The organism is Shimia sp. R9_1, from assembly GCF_017743775.1.
Classification (GTDB): Bacteria; Pseudomonadota; Alphaproteobacteria; order Rhodobacterales; family Rhodobacteraceae; genus Shimia.
On record NZ_JAGHRN010000009.1, the window covers coordinates 17,811 to 33,927 of the forward strand.

A 16,117-nucleotide genomic window follows, 5' to 3' on the forward strand; every position below is an offset into this window, starting at 1 on the left:
TGCACTACGACTTCAGGTAAAACATTTGAGGCTGCGCGGCGCTCTGCGGCGCAGTCTTTTTTGAGGGGGGGTCAATTGCCGAGAACAAAACTCTCAGGGATTTCATAGCGCTGATCGTCGACCCGGATCTGAAACAGATCGCCCTGAAGTGACCAGTCGGTGTCGCGCCCGGCGCCCGACATGGTGGCGCTGGCCGAGGTGAAAGCGCCTTCGGTGAAGTAAAGCTTGCGGGCAAAGCCGTTGGGAAAGGTTACCACAACCGTGGCCGCGCCCTGCCCCGCCCGCGCCACAGCCGCGTTGCAGCTGCCGAGGTTCTGGCCAAGCTCCTGCGCGCAGGGAATGAGGATTTCCGCATCAAAATCGCCCTTTTGGGCGCGCTGTTTGCTGAGCTTGACCGCATCCCCGCCCGCCACAGGCAGCGGAGACAGCACCGGCGCGGCCGGAAGGGCTTGCACAGAGCGCTGCGCGGCATGGGCCTGCAGGGCTGAGGCTGCGACAAAGATGCACATCAGCGCGCGCCCGAGGTTTTGAGCGGTGAAAGCCGTCACAGTCATGTTCCCCTATTACCCAAGCCTAAAGCGGCCCCAATGATTTAAAGCACAAGGCGTACAGGCGATCTACATTTCAGATGTGACAATTGCCAGTGCCCGACGCAGCGAAACCGTTTCAAATGCCAGATAGCCTCAAATCGCGGTGATCTCGCAAGTGAGAAGGCACAGGCACCCTTGTTTTTTGGGGCAAAAGAAAATACAACCTCTTGCTCTTGAACCTGCTGCCTGCAGACCCAAGATTCAGGACCAATCTAAAGACGAAATTCATACCCCCCCAATACACGCGTGTACGGGCAGGTATACTTCAGGGAACTCGCAGATGCGCCGTCGCTTGACCACATTGATGTGTGCAGATTTGGTGGGCTATTCCACCCTTATGGGCGAAGACGAAGCGCTTGCCGTGGCCTCTGTTCAGGAGCTGCGCAACGAGCATTTGGAGCCTGTGGCAAAGACCTATGGCGGCGAGGTGCTCAAACGCATGGGTGATGGCTGGATCCTGTCCTTCCCCGGTGTGGAAGCGGCGCTGGATTGCGCCGAAGAGGTGCAGAGCAACCTTGTGGAGCATGAGGTCATCAAGCTGCGCATCGGCTGTCACGTGGGTGAGATTGTCGAGGATGAGGCGGATTTCTATGGCAATGGGGTGAACATTGCCCAGCGGATCGAGACCGAAGCGCCTCCCGGTGGGGCGATGTTCTCTGAAGATCTGTTCCGCCAGCTGTCTGAGGCACGCCAGAAAGAGCTGAGCGATGTGGGGATGTTCAACCTCAAGAACATCGCAACACCAATCCGTCTTTACCAGTGGCGCCCGGCCAACCTGACCACCGCGCCCAACAAAGGCTCCCTGCCCTCGATCGGGTTTGAGAATTTTGTGGCCGCGCCCGAGACACCGGACAGCATGGCGCTGGCGCAGGATCTGCACGACGGCATGGTGCAGATGTCGATGAAGCGTACCGGCATCACCACGGTGGATGCGGGCAGCGTGGAGGCCACGCCGACCCTGTTTCTGACCCATGGGCGGCTGCGGGTGTCGGGCACACGCGCGCGCTTCACCGTGTCGCTGATCCTGCGGCGGGATATGACCACGCTCTGGACCCAGAGCTATGACGGCGATGTGAGTGATCCTTTCGCCTTTGTGGATGAGATCCTGCCTGTGGTGAGCTCTGATCTGCGGCTGCAAACCATCCAATATGACGGCAACCGTCTGGCGCATCTGAAAAACACCCAGCTGAGCGTGTCTGAGCTGCGCGCGCGGGCGGCGGGGCTGTTCTTCAAGCAGACGTTGGAATCCTGGGAAGAAGGCTACGCGGCGCTCGACCGTGCGGTGCTGCTGAGCCCGACGGACGGCATGTCGTTGGCGATGCGCGCGCAAAGCCGCCTCAACCTCAGCAATATCAAATATGAAACCCTGAGTGACGCGGAGCTGGCCTCGCTTGGGCGTGATCTGGATGTGGCGATTGCGGAATCCCCCAACAGCGATTTTGTGTTCTGGGCACGCGGCGCCTATCGGCTGCGGGTGCTGCGCGATCTGAAAGGTGCGGCGGCGGATATTGAGCATTCGCGCCGGATCAACCCGACATTCCTTGGCTTTGTCGATCTGATCACGCAGCTTGCGCTTCTGGAAGGCAAGCCAGAAAAAGCCATCGAGGCGCTTTCAAGCTTTGTGCAGATGACCAGCAGTGATCCCTTCCGCGTGACGCGGATGGCGTTCACCGCGCGGGTCTATCTGGCGGCCGGAGATTTTGCGATGGCGCGCGTGACCGCGCGCGAAGCGGCGGACCTGCGGCCAATGGATCGCGGCTTGCAGCTGCTCAAGGCACTGGCTTGCCAAAAGGCCGGAGACACGCGCGGGCTGGAAGAGGCGCGCGCGGCGGCGGCCAGCCTGCCGAAAAAACCCTCCATCGCGATCAACCAGCTGACCCTGCCCGAAGAGATGGGCTGGATCAACGACGCGCTGCATCCGCAGGCTGACCCCGCTTAAACGCAGCGCTTTGTGGCCCACGTCGGATGCCTCCGGCGGGGATATTTTTGGCAAGAGGAAGTTTAGGCGGCGTGCCTCAGCCGCCTTGCCGCCCACCAGCTGAGTGCCGACATCACTGCGGCGGTGAACAGGCAGAGCCACAAGCCGCCGATCTGATAGCTGAGACCTGAGAGCAAGGTGCCGAGCAGCCGCCCGGCGGCGTTGGACATGTAATAAAACCCCACATCCATGGTGACGCGCTCGTCTGAGGTGAAGGCGAGGATCAGGTAGCTGTGCACTGAAGAGTTCACCGCAAAGACAAAGCCAAACACCAAAAGCCCGGCAATCAGAATGGCCGTGAGCATGGCCGAAGTCTCAAGCATCAGCACGGCGGCGGTGAGCGCCAGCGGGATCAGGTTGAGATAGCCGACCCAATTGATGGCTTTGCCGACCACCTGATCGGTGCTGGCATTTGCGGCTTTCAGGATGCGCGGGGCGTTGCCCTGCACTGCCCCGTAAAGGATGATCCAGACCGCCATGAAGATGCCGATGATGAAGAAGGCTTCGCGGCGGCCTTCGGCGGTGCCATCAGAGAGCACCGCGTTGAAATAGACCGGGATGCCGACCACAAACCACACATCACGCGCTCCAAAGAGGAACATGCGCGCCAAGGAGAGCCGGTTCACATTGGGGTCTTTGGAGAAGACCTGCGAGAACTTGGCCTTTTTGGAGCCCTGCGGCAGGCCTGAGGGCATGAAAGTCACCACCCCTGCGAGGATCACCGCGAGGATGATGGCCATGCCCCAGACCGAGGCCTGAAAGCCCCAGAGCGCCAGCAGCGCAGCGCCCAGAAAGAAGCCGCAGCCTTTGACCGCATTCTTGGAGCCCGTGAGCAGCGCCACCCAGCGGAAGAGGCCGCCGCCCTCTTTGGGGGCGAGCAGTTTGACCGCCGACTTAGACGACATCTTGGAGAGGTCTTTAGCCACGCCGGACGCGCCCTGCACGCACATCACAAAGATCACGGAGGCGGTGGCACCCCATGCGGGATCAAGCTGTGCCAGAGCGATCAGGCCGGCGATCTGTATGGTGAGGCCCGCATAAAGCGTGGAGGTCAGACCAAAGCGCGCAGCGATCCAGCCGGCGGAGAGGTTGGTGACAATGCCCATGACCTCGTAAAGCAGGAACAGATAGGCCAGCTGGATCGGGGAGAAGCCCAGCCCGTTGAAGTGCAAAAGCACCAGCATCCGCAGCGCGCCGTCGGTCAGCATAAAGGCCCAATAGGCGGCGGTGACGGTGATATAGGCGGCGAGGCCGTCTGTTTTTTGGGTTTGGGCGTTGGTCATCAAGATCACTCAGGAGCGCATCCGACCTCGGGAGGAAGCGAAGCGCCCTACAGTTTTGTTGTGGCGCGCCTTCGGCGCGACGGGGAGGGTCTCTTTCGGGAGCTTGTTTCACAAGCCCCTACCGGGCAATGGGGCGCGGTCCGGCGGTGCCGGACCAAAGGTGCCCTTTAAAGGCTGGCGAGCACCATGCGGGTGACATCTGCCAGACGGAAGGCATAGCCCCACTCGTTGTCATACCAGGCATAGACTTTCACATGGCGGTTGTTGACCACACGGGTGGAGAGCGCATCGACAATGGTTGAGCGGTCGTCATTGGTGAAATCACAGCTCACCAGTGGGCGGGTTTCATAGCCCAGAATACCGTCCAGCTCCCCTGCGGCGGCCTCGGCGAAGAAGGCGTTGACCTCCTCGGCGGTGGTGTCGCGGCTGACGTCAAAGACGATGTCGGTGAGCGAGGCATTCAAGAGCGGCACGCGCACCGCGTGGCCGTCGATCTTACCGTCCATATCGGGGAAGATCTGGATGATCGCCTTGGCGGAGCCGGTGGTGGTGGGGATCAGGGAGTTGAGGGCAGAGCGCGCGCGGCGCGGGTCTTTGTGGGCGCGGTCCACAATGGTCTGCGTGTTGGTCACGTCGTGGATGGTGGTGAAGCTGGCCTGCTCGATGCCCAGTTTCTCGCGGATCACCTTGACCACCGGCGCGATGCAGTTGGTGGTGCAGGAGGCGGCGGTGATCACCTTGTGGGCGGCCGCATCATAGGTGGCGTCATTCACGCCGTAGACGATATTGGCCACATCGTCTTCTTTCACAGGGGCGGAGACCACGACCTTTTTCACGCCCGCATCAAAGTAGGGCTGCAATTTGGCGTTGGTTTTGAAGACGCCTGTGCAATCCACCACCAGATCAACCCCCAGCTCTTGGAGCGGCAGCTCTTCGATCGACCAGGCTTCGGTTTTGCGCATCTGGTGGCCGTCGATGGTGATGCTGTCTGCGCCATAAGCGAAATCGGCGCGCCAGCGGCCGTGGACGGTATCAAACTCCAGAAGATGCGCGTGCAGCTCGGCGTCGCCGGAAGGGTCGTTGAGCAGGACGATTTCGGCATCCAGACCGAGGTCAAAGAAGCTGCGGATCACCAGCTTGCCCATGCGGCCAAGGCCATTGATTGCGATTTTGGTCATGTGTCTACCTTTTGAAACAGAGGGCGGCGGCCGACCTCGGGAGGAAGCGAAGAGTTAAGCAAACCAGCCGCGGGTGCGGTTGGCGAAAGCGACAAGGCTGAGCATCACGGGCACCTCCACGAGCACCCCCACGACGGTCGCAAGCGCCGCGCCGGAGCCAAGGCCGAAGAGCGAGATGGCCACGGCCACCGCCAGCTCAAAAAAATTGGAGGTGCCGATCAGCGCGCAGGGGGCGGCGACCTCAAACGGCACCTTCCAAAGACGCGCCGCACCATAGGCGACAAAGAAGATGCCATAGGTCTGGATCAGCAGCGGGATGGCGATCAGTAGGATGTTGAAGGGCTGGCTCAGGATGGTCTGGGCCTGAAAGCCAAAGAGCAGCACAACCGTCAACAAGAGGCCACCGACAGAGGTGGGACGCAGGCGGTTGCGGAAGGCCTCAACAGCTGCCTCACCGCCCTGCCCCATCAGGCGCTTGCGGGTGATGTAACCGGCCACCAGCGGCAGCAGGATATAGAGCACGGCGGACAGGATCAGAGTTTCCCACGGCACGGTTATATTGGTCACGCCAAGCAGGAAGGCCACGATGGGGGCGAAGGCAAAGACCATGATCACGTCATTCACACTGACTTGCACCAGCGTGTAGTTGGCATCACCGCGCACCAGATTGGACCAGACAAAGACCATCGCCGTGCAGGGTGCCGCGCCGAGAAGGATCACGCCTGCGAGGTATTCGCTGGCGGTTTGCGGATCGATCCAGGCGGCGAAGATATATTCAAAGAACAAGACGCCCAGCGCCGCCATGGAGAAAGGCTTGATCAGCCAGTTGACCACAAGAGTGATCACCAAACCTTTGGGTTTGCGCCCCACATCAGCAAGCGCGCCAAAATCAATGCCCACCATCATCGGGTAAACCATGGCCCAGATCAGCACGGCCACAGGCAGGTTGACCGACGCAACCTCAAGGCTGGCAAGGGCACCAAAGAGAGCCGGCATGAGGAGGCCCAAGGCAAGACCTGCGGCGATGGCGAGGGCGACCCAAAGCGACAGAAGCCGCTCAAAAGTACCTAGGCCTGGGTCCAGTTCTGCGGCGTGATCAGACATCCTTCTGCTCCCTGTAGCGGCGCATCGCGCTGAGAATATCGACCGGCTCCGATGTGCCCAGATCGTCCAGTTGCTGCCTGAGGGACACGGCATCAAGACGCCCCATCGGCAGGTTCACAAAGATCGAAATGCGGTTGTAGAGCATCCGGTAGGCTTCGGCGAATGCGACACGTTTTTCGGCCTCAGAGCCTTCAAAATTGCTGGGATCCGGGATGCCCCAATGGGCGGTCACGGGTTGCCCGGGCCAGACCGGGCAGTCTTCTTTGGCGGCGCGGTCACAGACGGTGAACACAAAATCCATCTCCGGCGCGTCTTTGCCTGCAAATTCGTCCCAGCTTTTGGAGCGGGCAAACCCTGTGTCGTGGTTGAGGCCTTGCAGCAGGTCTATGGCGTATGGGTGCGGCGCGCCTTTGGGGTGGGAGCCCGCGCTGAAGCCGCGAAAGCGGCCCATGGCCTCGCGCTGTAAAATCGCTTCGGCAAGAAGGGAGCGGGCGGAATTGCCCGTGCAGAGGAAGAGGACGTTGTAGCGTTTATCCGACATGGGACCGGCTCCTTTAGCATCCACAGGTGAGGTCTTCGATCAACGGCTGGCACAACTCGGGCTGTCCGCCGCAGCAGTCCTCCAGCAGGAAGCCCAAAAGCCCCCGGACGCCGTCTGTGTTGGCAAAATAGCGAATGCTGCGCCCTTCACGCTGATTGCGCAGCAGGTTGGCCTGCAACAGCACGGAGAGATTTGCCGAGAGGGTGTTCTGGCGCACATTCAGCGCATCGGCGATCTCCCCGGCGGTCAGGCCGGCCTCGCCCGCCTTGATCAACAGGCGGAACGCATCCAGGCGCGTGGATTGAGACAGGGCGGCAAAGGCCGTGAGGGCTGATAATTTATCCATATATCGTGAATTATGGAAATATTGGGCGAGATGCAAGTGAGTCTCTGCCTGCAGCGCGTGAAACTTTGATGACAGATGGGGGCCGGATCAGCCTCTGACGTCAAGCGGGCGGTCTTCGAGCATGGTTTCCATGGAGAAATAGCCGGTGACTGTATCCAGCTCAAAGCCGGTGGTGAGACGGCGGTAGACTTGATCATAACCCGCCATGCCCGAGGTCACGATCTTGAGCATATAGTCCCAGTCACCGCCGATCCGGTGCATTTCCAGCACCTGCGGGATCAGCGACACATGGCGTTTGAAGCTCTCTGCCCACTCTACGGAATGGTTGCGGGTGCGCACCATCACAAAAACCGTCAGATCAAGGCCCAAGGCTGCGGGATCAATACGCATGCGCGCGCCCTGCAGCACGCCCTCCTCCTCCAACCGTTTGAGACGACGCCAGAGCGCGTTTTGAGAGAGGCCCACACGCTCAGCCACCTCACGCTGGGACAAAGAGGCATCGCGTTGCAGCACATCAAGGATATTTCGATCAATTTGGTCCATATGACTGCTTGTTTAGATCATATGACAACAAAGTACGACCCATTTCGCAAAATGAGGGGCAAATTTCGCCGGAGTAACGAAGTAAAACACCTCAAACACATGGATAAGAGGCTCACAATGTCCAAGCTCACCGCCCCCTTTGATCACTTTGCAGCACAGCTCTCCTCCGTCGCAGCGCCGATGGACAGCTTGCGCGACGGGCTGATTGGGGCGGATCTGCAGATCGACACGCCTTATGGTCCGCGCAAGCTGATCTATGCGGATTATGTCGCCTCTGGTCGGGCGCTGCGGCAGGTGGAAAGCTTCGTTCTGGAAAACGTGCTGCCTTACTATGCCAACACCCACACAGATGCCTCTTTCTGCGGGGCGCGCATGGGGCAGCTGCGTGAAGGGGCGCGGGCTGTGGTGGCGCGGCACTGCGGGGCGCGTGAGGGGGAACATGCGGTGATCTTTGCCGGATCGGGCGCAACCACGGGGCTGAACCAACTTGTGCATATGCTGCAGGTGGGCGCAGGCGACACGGTGCTGGTCGGGCCTTATGAGCATCACTCCAACCTATTGCCCTGGCGCGAGAGCGGCGCGCAGGTCATTGAAATCCCTGAAGGCGCCCTGCCCGGCCCGGATCGCGCGGCGCTAACGCAGGCACTGGCGGAGCACAGCCTGAACGGGCGTGTGATTGTCGCGATGAGCGCGGCAGCCAATGTCACCGGCGTCTGCACAGATGTGGCGGCGGTGACGCGGCTGGTGAAAACCTATGACGCGCTGATGGTCTGGGACTATGCGGGTGGCGGACCCTATCTGCCGATGCAGATGACACCAGCAGAGGGCGCGGAGGTCGATGCGCTGGTGTTCTCAGCCCATAAATGCATTGGCGGCCCCGGCGCGAGCGGCGTGCTGGTGGTGCGCGAAGATGCGGTGCGCGCAGCGGTGCCCTACCGGCCCGGCGGCGGCACCGTGGCTTTTGTGAACGCCCGCCAGCATGACTATGTGGCGGGGCTGGCCCAGCGCGAGGAAGGCGGCACCCCCAATGTGGTGGGTGACATCCGCGTGGCGCTGGCGCTGATCGTGAAAGAGGTGATTGGCGCGGAGATGCAGGCCCGCAATGCGGCGCTGACAGCCAAGGCCTTTGCGGCCTGGGGGGCAAAGGCCAATCTGCACCTGCTGGCGGCTGATCGGAGCGCGCGGTTGCCCATTCTCTCCTTTGTGCCGCTGGACAGCACAGGCACGCGGATTGACCACAACGCCTTCACCCGCGCGCTGTCAGAGCGCTATGGCATTCAGGCCCGGGGCGGTTGCTCTTGCGCGGGGCCGTATGTGCATGCGCTGCTGGATATTGACGACGGGCAATCCGCGCATATCCGAGATGACATTCTGCAAGGTCCGGGCGCAAGCAAACCGGGGTTTGTGCGCCTGAACCTGAGCGTGCTGATGTCTGATGAGACCGTGGATTTCATCCTTCAGTCGGTCGCGGAGCTGGCGCAGGGTTGGGGTGCGGAAACCCCGCAGGCTCTGGCGGGTTGATCTCTCAGGTCACAACGTGGTGGCGCGGTATTTGAAGGCGCCGGAGCCGCGCGCAATGATCTCTCCGGTTTCATCGGAAATCGTACTTTCGGCAAAGAAGGTTTTGGCGCCGCCCCCTGTGCGCCAACCTTCGGCAATCAGCCCCTGCCCCTTGGGGCGGCTGAGGAAGTTGGTGGTCATCGAAAGCGTGAGCGCCAGACGTTTGTGCGCCGGATCACCGGTGTAACAGCCCGCAAAGCCCATCACTGTGTCGAGCAGCGTGGCGTAAATCCCGCCGTGCGGAATGCCCGCGCGGTTCATCAGATGCGGCGCAATGGGCAGCTCCAGACGGGCGTAATCCACATCCCAATGGGTGATGCGAAACCCGAGGTGCTTTTGCAGCTCATAAGGGGTTTCTTCCAGAGCGGGATCGAGGGGCTTGTGGGTCATGGGGAAGCTTTCAAACGAGGGGCAGCGCGCGGCCGCGGGTGGGCGCAAAATCGGGTGTCAGTCTGGCAGTTTATCCCGCGACTTCAACGCAGCCGCCAGAAAGTGCCGCGACGTTGCAAAAGCGCACGCCCAAGGGGGCGGACGTGCGCTGCCCCGGCGGCGCAAGCGCCTTGTTCCGGGGCTTAAGTCAGACCGCCGTCAAACAGCGGTCAGACCACCGTCGATGGCAATCGCCTGCCCGGTCATGAAGCTGTTTTCGGGCGCATTGATCCAGAGCATGGCCTGCACCACCTCCTCGGGCTTGGAGACGCGCCGCATGGGCACGCGGCTGGCAATATGGGTCATGGCATCCTCACGGGACAGGCCCGCGCGCTCCCCCACGATGTCGGCCATCTCATCCACCATCGGTGTGGCCGAAAACGAGGGGCAAAGCGCATTCACGCGAATGCCGCGGGAGGCGTTCTCATCCGCCGCCGCCTTGGTCAGGCCCACCACCGCATGTTTGGCCGCCGCATAAAGCGACAGATGGCCTGAACCCACCAGACCCGCCGCTGAGGCCACATTCAGGATCGCGCCGCTGCCTGCTTTCTGCATCAGCGGGATCTGATGCTTCATGCAGAGGAACACCCCTTTGGCATTCACATTCATCATCAGGTCAAAATCCTCGGTGGTGAGGAACTGAAGCGGGCGCACATCATGGCCGATGCCCGCGTTGTTGAGCCCCACATCGATGGTGCCAAAGGTCTCTGCAATGTGGCTGACATGGGCGGCCACCTGCGCCTCATCTGACACATCCACCGCGGCAGAGACCAGCTCAACCCCTTGGGCGCGCAGGGTTTCTGCGACATTGGCCAGTTGATCACCGTTGATGTCTGACAAGCCGAGCTTTGCGCCCTGTGCGGCAAAGCGTTCTGCCGCCATGGCCCCAAAGCCGCTGGCCGCGCCGGTGATCATCACCACTTTATCCTGAAACATCTTATCCACGTTTTGCGGCCTCCAGCCCTGCCATGGCGAACATCGGCACAAAGCTTCCAAGCTTGGCCGCGCGTTCGGGATCAGAGGCGTTGCCATCGAGCGCGCGTTTTTTCACCCCTTGGATGATCGCGCCCATGCGGAAGAAGCAAAACGCCAGATAGAAGCCGAATTTCTCAATCCCCGGCAGGCCCATGCGGGCACAATACTGCGCGATGAACTCTTCATCGCTGGGCAGACCAAGGGCGGCTCGGTCCACACCGGCCAGCCCGCGGCCCTCATGGCCCGGCGGCATCTGCCACTGCATGATCACCGCCGCCAGATCAGCGTAGGGATGGCCAATGGTGGAGAGCTCCCAATCCAGCACCGCCACCACTTCGGGGCGGTCCTTGGCAAAGAGCATATTGTCGATCCGGTAGTCGCCATGCACCAGCGTGCGCTTGCCGTCATCGGTGGGGATATTGGCGGCAAGCCAATCGATCAACTCATCCATCTGCAGCAGGGTTTCTGTTTCTGAGGCGCGGTACTGCTTGGTCCAGCGGCCCACCTGACGCTCAAAATAATTGCCTTCTGGGCCATAGTCCGACAGACCCACGGCGGTGATATCAACCGAATGGATGGCGGCCAGCACGCGGCCCATTTCATTGATCACGGCGGCGCGGTCTGCGTTGGAGAGGTCTTTGAGGCGGGGATCGTCAAAATTGCGTCCCTCCACATAGTCCATCACATAGAAGGCTGAGCCGATCACATCATCGTCTTCGCAAAGCAGATGCATTTTGGCGACCGGCACATCGGTGTCGGCCAAGGCCTTTTGCACGCGAAATTCGCGGTCCACCGCATGGGCGGATTTCAAAAGCACCCCGGGCGGCTTGCGGCGCAGCACATATTGCCCTGATGGCGCATCCAGCCGGAAGGTCGGATTGGACTGGCCGATGTTGAATTTGGTGGCCTCAATGGGCCCCGCAAAGCCATCCAGATTGTCAGACAACCAGCGCGCAACGGCGGCGGTGTCCAGTTGGGTTGCGTCCATAGTTTCCTCCCTTTGCATCAGACACGGCGCGGTGCCCGATCTCGAAACGCGCGGCGGCGCTTCAGAATGGCCGGGGTGCGCAGCAAACCGGCCGCGCCCGACCTCCCCCATGTTCTCTCTCAGCTGTAGGTCAGCATCTCTTTCTCGTTGCACCCGTCAATATGCGGGGTTTCGTTAAATCCGTTGAGCCACTCCTGCCCCTTGGCCATCACGATGCGCGCCACGGCGCAATTTTTGACCTGCAGTTGCAGCAGAATCATCTGTTCGGCAGGGGCATCGAGCACATCGGCCACCGTGCGCCCGATGGCACCACCGGAGCTGACCGCCAGCGGGGTCTTGGCCCCGGAGGCGGCCACAATGGCGCGGGCTTCGCGCACGCGGCTCGTGAAAGCGGCAAAACTTTCGGGCGGGTTTGCGATCTCGTCGCGCTGCCACTCCAGCACCGTGTCGCGGAGGATGCGGAAGTGGGTTTTGCGGTCTGTGTGCAGATCCGCAGGCTTGTCGGTGCGCCCTGCAAAGCGCGCCTCCAGAAGCCCTGCGAAATCAAATTCGTTCCAGCCCGGCACAACAATCGGGGTCAGCCCCGTGCCCAGCGCGCTTTCGATGCCTTCCCAGGTCTGGCGGTGGCGTTTCTGCCCGCCGATGAACACCGCATCCGGCACCACACCCTGACGTTTGAGCGCCGCGCCAAGGGCGGCGGACTGGCGGTGGCCCAGCTCCGAGAGATTGTCGTAATCCGCCGCGCCAAAGCTGGCCTGGGCGTGGCGGATCAGGTGGAACATCTGGCTCATGCCATGCGGTCCTGCAGACGCTGGTAGGCGGTTTTATATTCGCGCTCCAGCCGGTCCACGAGGCTGGCCACAGTGCCCACCTCTTTCACCGCGCCAATGCCCTGACCGGAGCCCCAGATGGTTTTCCACGCTTTGGGTTTGTCGCGGTCGGTGCCAAAATCCATGGTGGAGACATCGCCCACCGGCAGGCGATCCGGATCCATGCCCGCCGCCTCAACGGAGCCTTTGAGGTAGTTGCCCCAGACACCGGTGAAGAGCGAGGAATAGACAATGTCATCCGCGCCGCTCTCGACAATCATGTCTTTATAGCCCTGCTCGGCATTGGCCTCCTTGGTGGCGATGAACGGCGAGCCGATATAGCCAAGGTCTGCGCCCATGGCCTGTGCGGCCAGCAGCGAGGAGCCGGTGGCAATGGCACCGGAAAGCAGCACTGGGCCGTCAAACCACTCGCGGATTTCGCTGATCAGCGCGAGCGGGGATTGGGAGCCCGCATGGCCACCCGCACCGGCGGCCACCGCGATGAGGCCGTCAGCCCCTTTCTCGATCGCCTTTTTGGCAAATTTGTTGTTGATGATGTCATGCAGCGCGATGCCGCCGCAATCATGGGCGGCGTCATTGACCTCTTTACGCGCGCCCAGCGAGGTGATCCAGACCGGCACCTCATGTTTGTGGCAAAGCGCAATGTCGCGCTCCAGACGTTCGTTGGAGCGATGCACGATCTGGTTGACCGCAAAAGGCGCGGCCGGTTGATCGGGATTTTCCTGATTGTGACGGTCCAGCTCTTCGCGGATCTGCGTGAGCCAGGTGTCCAGAAGGGGATGGTCTCCTGCCGCCTCACGGGCGTTGAGTGCGGGGAAACTGCCTATGATGCCTGCCTTACACTGGGCAATGACCAGTGCGGGTACGGAAATGATGAAAAGCGGAGAGGCCACTGCGGGGATACGCAGGCCCTGAAGCGCTTTGGGAAGGTGGCGGTCACCAGACATAAAAAACTCCTGTTTTCTCAGCGCCTTGCCAATCTCTGCGGACACCGGAGCACGACGCGAGGCAAAGCAGCCTATGCGGGCTGCGTGCCACTCCCTCTCCTCCGGATGCCGCGCAAAACCGCACGACGCCTTGGTGACAGGATAAAGCCGCGTGCGGGCGGCTCAAACAAGAGGATGGCAAAGTAACATGACGTCACAATGGGCTTGCCTTCGCGGAAGGCAGGGATGCGCGGCCATGTCCGGAAGCCTCCGGCGGGGATATTTGGGGAATGAGAAGCCGGGGCTTAACGCAGAAACTGCAGGATGTGGCGGGCCACCTCGGCGGGCTTTTGATGCAAAAGCCAGTGATCGGCACCCGGCAGGGTGATGCGGGTGAGATCGTCGCAGAGATCCTCAAGGCCTGCATGGCACTCCGGCAGGAGCGCGGTGTCCTCTTCCCCCCACAAGAGCAGATGCGGCATGGGCACGCGCAGGGCTTGGGGCGGCAGTTTGGGCAGGGCTTCGGCTGGCAGCGGTGCGCCGGGGTCTGCGACCTGAAGGGTTGAGGCGCGATACCAGTTGACCATGCCGCGCACCTCTTCGGCTGTGCCCCAGGCCGCGCGGTAGGCGGCCAGTTTGCTCTCGTCCATCCAGGACATGACCATATGTTTGGAAAAGATGCCCATCATGCGGGCGTGATCGTTTTCTGCGAGCCGGTCCTCGGAGCCTTCGGCGCGCAGCCAGTTGATGTATTGGCTGGCCGCAGATTGTGCGCCGCCCGCCGCGAGTGCGCGCTGAAACGGGATCGGATGCACCCCGTTTGCGATGATCAGGCGCTCAAACAGATCGGCATGGCGGAAGGCCAGACCATAGGCGATGGCCGCGCCCCAATCATGGCCGAGCACTGCGGCGGCAGGCCGGTCAGAACAGTAGTGCTTCAGGATGGCAGCGGCATCGGCGACAAGCGCGGCAGGCGCGTAGTGTTTCACCTCTGCCGGTCGCCAGCTTTGGCCGTAGCCGCGCTGATCCGGGGCTACGAGGAAGAAGTGATCCTCCAGATGGGGGATCAGATCGTCAAAGGCGCCGGAATATTCGGGAAAGCCGTGCAGGCACAGGAGCACGGGGGCCTGAGGGTCGCCGGCCACGCGCATGTGATACGCGTGACCGTTGAGTGTTATGAACTGGCTTTGTGCCAAATCACACCATGTCGGGCAGTTTGTAGTCGGCAAACTGCTTGCGCAGGGTGAGCTTGGAGACTTTGCCGGTGGCGGTCATCGGCAGCTCGTCCACAAAGACCACATCATCAGGCAGCTGCCACTTGGCGAAGTGCTCCTCTAACAGGGCCATCAGCTCGCTGATTTCCGGCTTGCCTTCGGCAGAGGGCACCACAACCATCAGCGGGCGTTCGTCCCATTTGGGGTGGGCCACGGCGATCACCGCGCAGTTGGCCACATTCGGGTGCGCCATCACGGTGTTTTCCAGATCGAGCGAGCTGATCCATTCGCCGCCGGATTTGATCAGGTCTTTGGCGCGGTCGGTGATGGTGAGGTAGCCGTGGCCGTCAATCGTGGCCACATCGCCGGTGCCAAACCAGCCATCCGCATCAAAGGCGCCTGCGTTGGCCTCTTCGTTCTCAAAGTAGCCTGCGGTGATGTTGTTGCCGCGCACAAACAGCTCGCCTGCGGCTTCGCCGTCATGGGGCAGACGCTTGCCGTCTTCGTCCACGATTTTCAGGTCCACGCCAAAGATGCGGCGGCCCTGTTTGGATTTGATCGCCACGCGCTCTTCTAGGATGTGGTCTTCCAGATGCACAGGCAGGTTGCCCATGGTGCCGACCGGGCTCATCTCGGTCATGCCCCAGGCGTGGCAGACGTTGACGTTATTTTCCTCAAAATAGGTGATCATGCTGGCCGGTGCGGCGGAGCCGCCGATCACCAGATCTTCGAGACCTTTGGGCATGCGGCCCTGTTTCTCCATCTCGCCCTGAAGGCCGAGCCAGACGGTGGGCACGCCCCATGCGGAGTAGACGTTTTCGCCTTCCATCAGCTTAAACAGGCTTTCCCCGTCAAGCGCGCCGCCTGGGAAGACCAGCGAGGCGCCGGTGAGCAGCGCGATATAGGGCAGGCCCCAGGCGTTGACGTGGAAGAGCGGCACAACCGGCAGGATGCGGCGGCCCGGCTGGCAGACTTTGGGCAGCGACAGGCCCACAGTCATGGCATGCAGCACTGTGGAGCGGTGGGTGTAGAGTGTGCCTTTGGGGTTCCCGGTGGTGCCGGAGGTGTAACACAGGCCCGCGGCGGTGTCTTCCGGCAGCTCTGGCCAGTCAAATTCCTCGGATTCCGCCTCAAGCAGCTCTTCATAGCAGAGGAAATCGCCCTCTGGCATATGGGCGCGGTCGGTCATGACCACCACTTTGAGGCCTTCTGGCCATTGCGCGCGCAGGGCGTTGACCAGCGGCACAAAGGTGGTGTCCACAAACAGCATCGTGTCCTTGGCGTGGTTCACGATGTAGGTCATCTGCTCCGCGGAAAGGCGCGGGTTGATGGTGTGGCAGACGCCGCCAGCACCGGAGATCGCGTAGTAGAGCTCAAGGTGGCGGTAGCCGTTCCACGCCAGCGTTGCGATGCGGTCACCGACCTTCAGGCCCTGTGTTGTGAGCGCATTGGCAAGACGCGCCACACGGGGGGCCATCTCAGCATATGTCTGGCGGTGGATATCCCCCTCGGTGCGCACAGAGACGACTTCTCCGGTTGGGTGGATTTCGGCTGCAAATTTGAGAATATCCGCGATGTTGAGCGGACGCATCATCATAGACCCTAGCATTTAGGCCTCCCTGCCTGTGAATG

At 61.5% G+C, this 16,117-nt stretch carries 16 protein-coding genes; 2 read left to right on the forward strand and 14 right to left on the reverse strand.

Annotated elements, in window-relative coordinates; translation table 11 throughout:
* Nucleotides 1-71: 71 nt before the first annotated feature.
* Nucleotides 72-554: a hypothetical protein gene (locus tag J7399_RS19765; RefSeq protein WP_209065925.1), complete on the reverse strand. Its 483-nt coding sequence runs from the start codon at nucleotides 552-554 to the stop codon at nucleotides 72-74.
* Nucleotides 555-870: 316 nt separating this feature from the next.
* Between J7399_RS19765 and J7399_RS19770 the strand changes: the two genes are divergently transcribed.
* On the forward strand, nucleotides 871-2,529 hold the full coding sequence (locus J7399_RS19770) for an adenylate/guanylate cyclase domain-containing protein (RefSeq protein WP_209089329.1): 1,659 nt from the start codon (nucleotides 871-873) through the stop codon (nucleotides 2,527-2,529).
* A 62-nt stretch (nucleotides 2,530-2,591) separates the two neighbouring features.
* On the opposite strand, the gene arsJ is transcribed toward J7399_RS19770, so the two are convergent.
* The 6 genes from arsJ to J7399_RS19800 form a co-directional block, all read right to left on the reverse strand.
* Nucleotides 2,592-3,851 carry an organoarsenical effux MFS transporter ArsJ gene (gene arsJ, locus J7399_RS19775; RefSeq protein WP_209089332.1) on the reverse strand — a complete coding sequence of 420 codons (1,260 nt, stop codon included), beginning with the start codon at nucleotides 3,849-3,851 and terminating at the stop codon, nucleotides 2,592-2,594.
* Between the two features lie 167 nt (nucleotides 3,852-4,018).
* Complete coding sequence (locus J7399_RS19780; RefSeq protein ID WP_209089335.1) at nucleotides 4,019-5,029, reverse strand: ArsJ-associated glyceraldehyde-3-phosphate dehydrogenase; 1,011 nt, start codon at nucleotides 5,027-5,029, stop codon at nucleotides 4,019-4,021.
* 54 nt (nucleotides 5,030-5,083) lie between these two features.
* The gene (gene arsB / locus J7399_RS19785) at nucleotides 5,084-6,133 is read right to left on the reverse strand and encodes an ACR3 family arsenite efflux transporter (protein ID WP_209089338.1); all 1,050 of its coding nucleotides are present in this window, start codon (nucleotides 6,131-6,133) and stop codon (nucleotides 5,084-5,086) included.
* Nucleotides 6,126-6,674: an arsenate reductase ArsC gene (locus J7399_RS19790; protein WP_209065931.1), complete on the reverse strand. Its 549-nt coding sequence runs from the start codon at nucleotides 6,672-6,674 to the stop codon at nucleotides 6,126-6,128. The genes arsB and J7399_RS19790 overlap by 8 nt, the downstream gene beginning before the upstream one ends.
* Nucleotides 6,675-6,687: 13 nt before the next feature.
* A complete protein-coding gene (locus J7399_RS19795; protein WP_209089341.1) occupies nucleotides 6,688-7,020 on the reverse strand; it encodes a metalloregulator ArsR/SmtB family transcription factor in 333 nt (110 codons plus the stop codon).
* An 87-nt stretch (nucleotides 7,021-7,107) separates the two neighbouring features.
* Entirely contained in the window at nucleotides 7,108-7,563 is a 456-nt protein-coding gene (locus J7399_RS19800; protein WP_209089344.1) for an Lrp/AsnC family transcriptional regulator, read from the reverse strand.
* Between the two features lie 117 nt (nucleotides 7,564-7,680).
* Between J7399_RS19800 and J7399_RS19805 the strand changes: the two genes are divergently transcribed.
* A complete protein-coding gene (locus J7399_RS19805) occupies nucleotides 7,681-9,084 on the forward strand; it encodes an aminotransferase class V-fold PLP-dependent enzyme (RefSeq protein ID WP_209089347.1) in 1,404 nt (467 codons plus the stop codon).
* 9 nt (nucleotides 9,085-9,093) lie between these two features.
* Here the strand turns inward: J7399_RS19805 and J7399_RS19810 are convergent, their stop codons facing one another.
* The 7 genes from J7399_RS19810 to J7399_RS19840 all read right to left on the reverse strand — a co-directional run bounded on the left by J7399_RS19810 (nucleotide 9,094) and on the right by J7399_RS19840 (nucleotide 16,094).
* Complete coding sequence (locus J7399_RS19810; protein WP_209089351.1) at nucleotides 9,094-9,513, reverse strand: PaaI family thioesterase; 420 nt, start codon at nucleotides 9,511-9,513, stop codon at nucleotides 9,094-9,096.
* Nucleotides 9,514-9,711: 198 nt separating this feature from the next.
* Entirely contained in the window at nucleotides 9,712-10,488 is a 777-nt protein-coding gene (locus J7399_RS19815; RefSeq protein ID WP_209089388.1) for an SDR family NAD(P)-dependent oxidoreductase, read from the reverse strand.
* A 1-nt stretch (nucleotide 10,489) separates the two neighbouring features.
* On the reverse strand, nucleotides 10,490-11,515 hold the full coding sequence (locus tag J7399_RS19820) for a phosphotransferase family protein (protein ID WP_209089359.1): 1,026 nt from the start codon (nucleotides 11,513-11,515) through the stop codon (nucleotides 10,490-10,492).
* 119 nt (nucleotides 11,516-11,634) lie between these two features.
* Nucleotides 11,635-12,306, reverse strand: a complete 672-nt coding sequence (locus tag J7399_RS19825; protein WP_247742989.1) for a histidine phosphatase family protein — start codon at nucleotides 12,304-12,306, stop codon at nucleotides 11,635-11,637.
* Complete coding sequence (locus J7399_RS19830; RefSeq protein WP_209065940.1) at nucleotides 12,303-13,292, reverse strand: nitronate monooxygenase family protein; 990 nt, start codon at nucleotides 13,290-13,292, stop codon at nucleotides 12,303-12,305. Before J7399_RS19830 ends, J7399_RS19825 begins: the two co-directional genes overlap by 4 nt.
* 284 nt (nucleotides 13,293-13,576) lie before the next feature.
* A complete protein-coding gene (locus J7399_RS19835) occupies nucleotides 13,577-14,422 on the reverse strand; it encodes an alpha/beta hydrolase (protein WP_209089360.1) in 846 nt (281 codons plus the stop codon).
* Nucleotides 14,423-14,468: 46 nt separating this feature from the next.
* Entirely contained in the window at nucleotides 14,469-16,094 is a 1,626-nt protein-coding gene (locus tag J7399_RS19840) for a long-chain-fatty-acid--CoA ligase (protein ID WP_209081482.1), read from the reverse strand.
* Nucleotides 16,095-16,117: the final 23 nt, after the last annotated feature.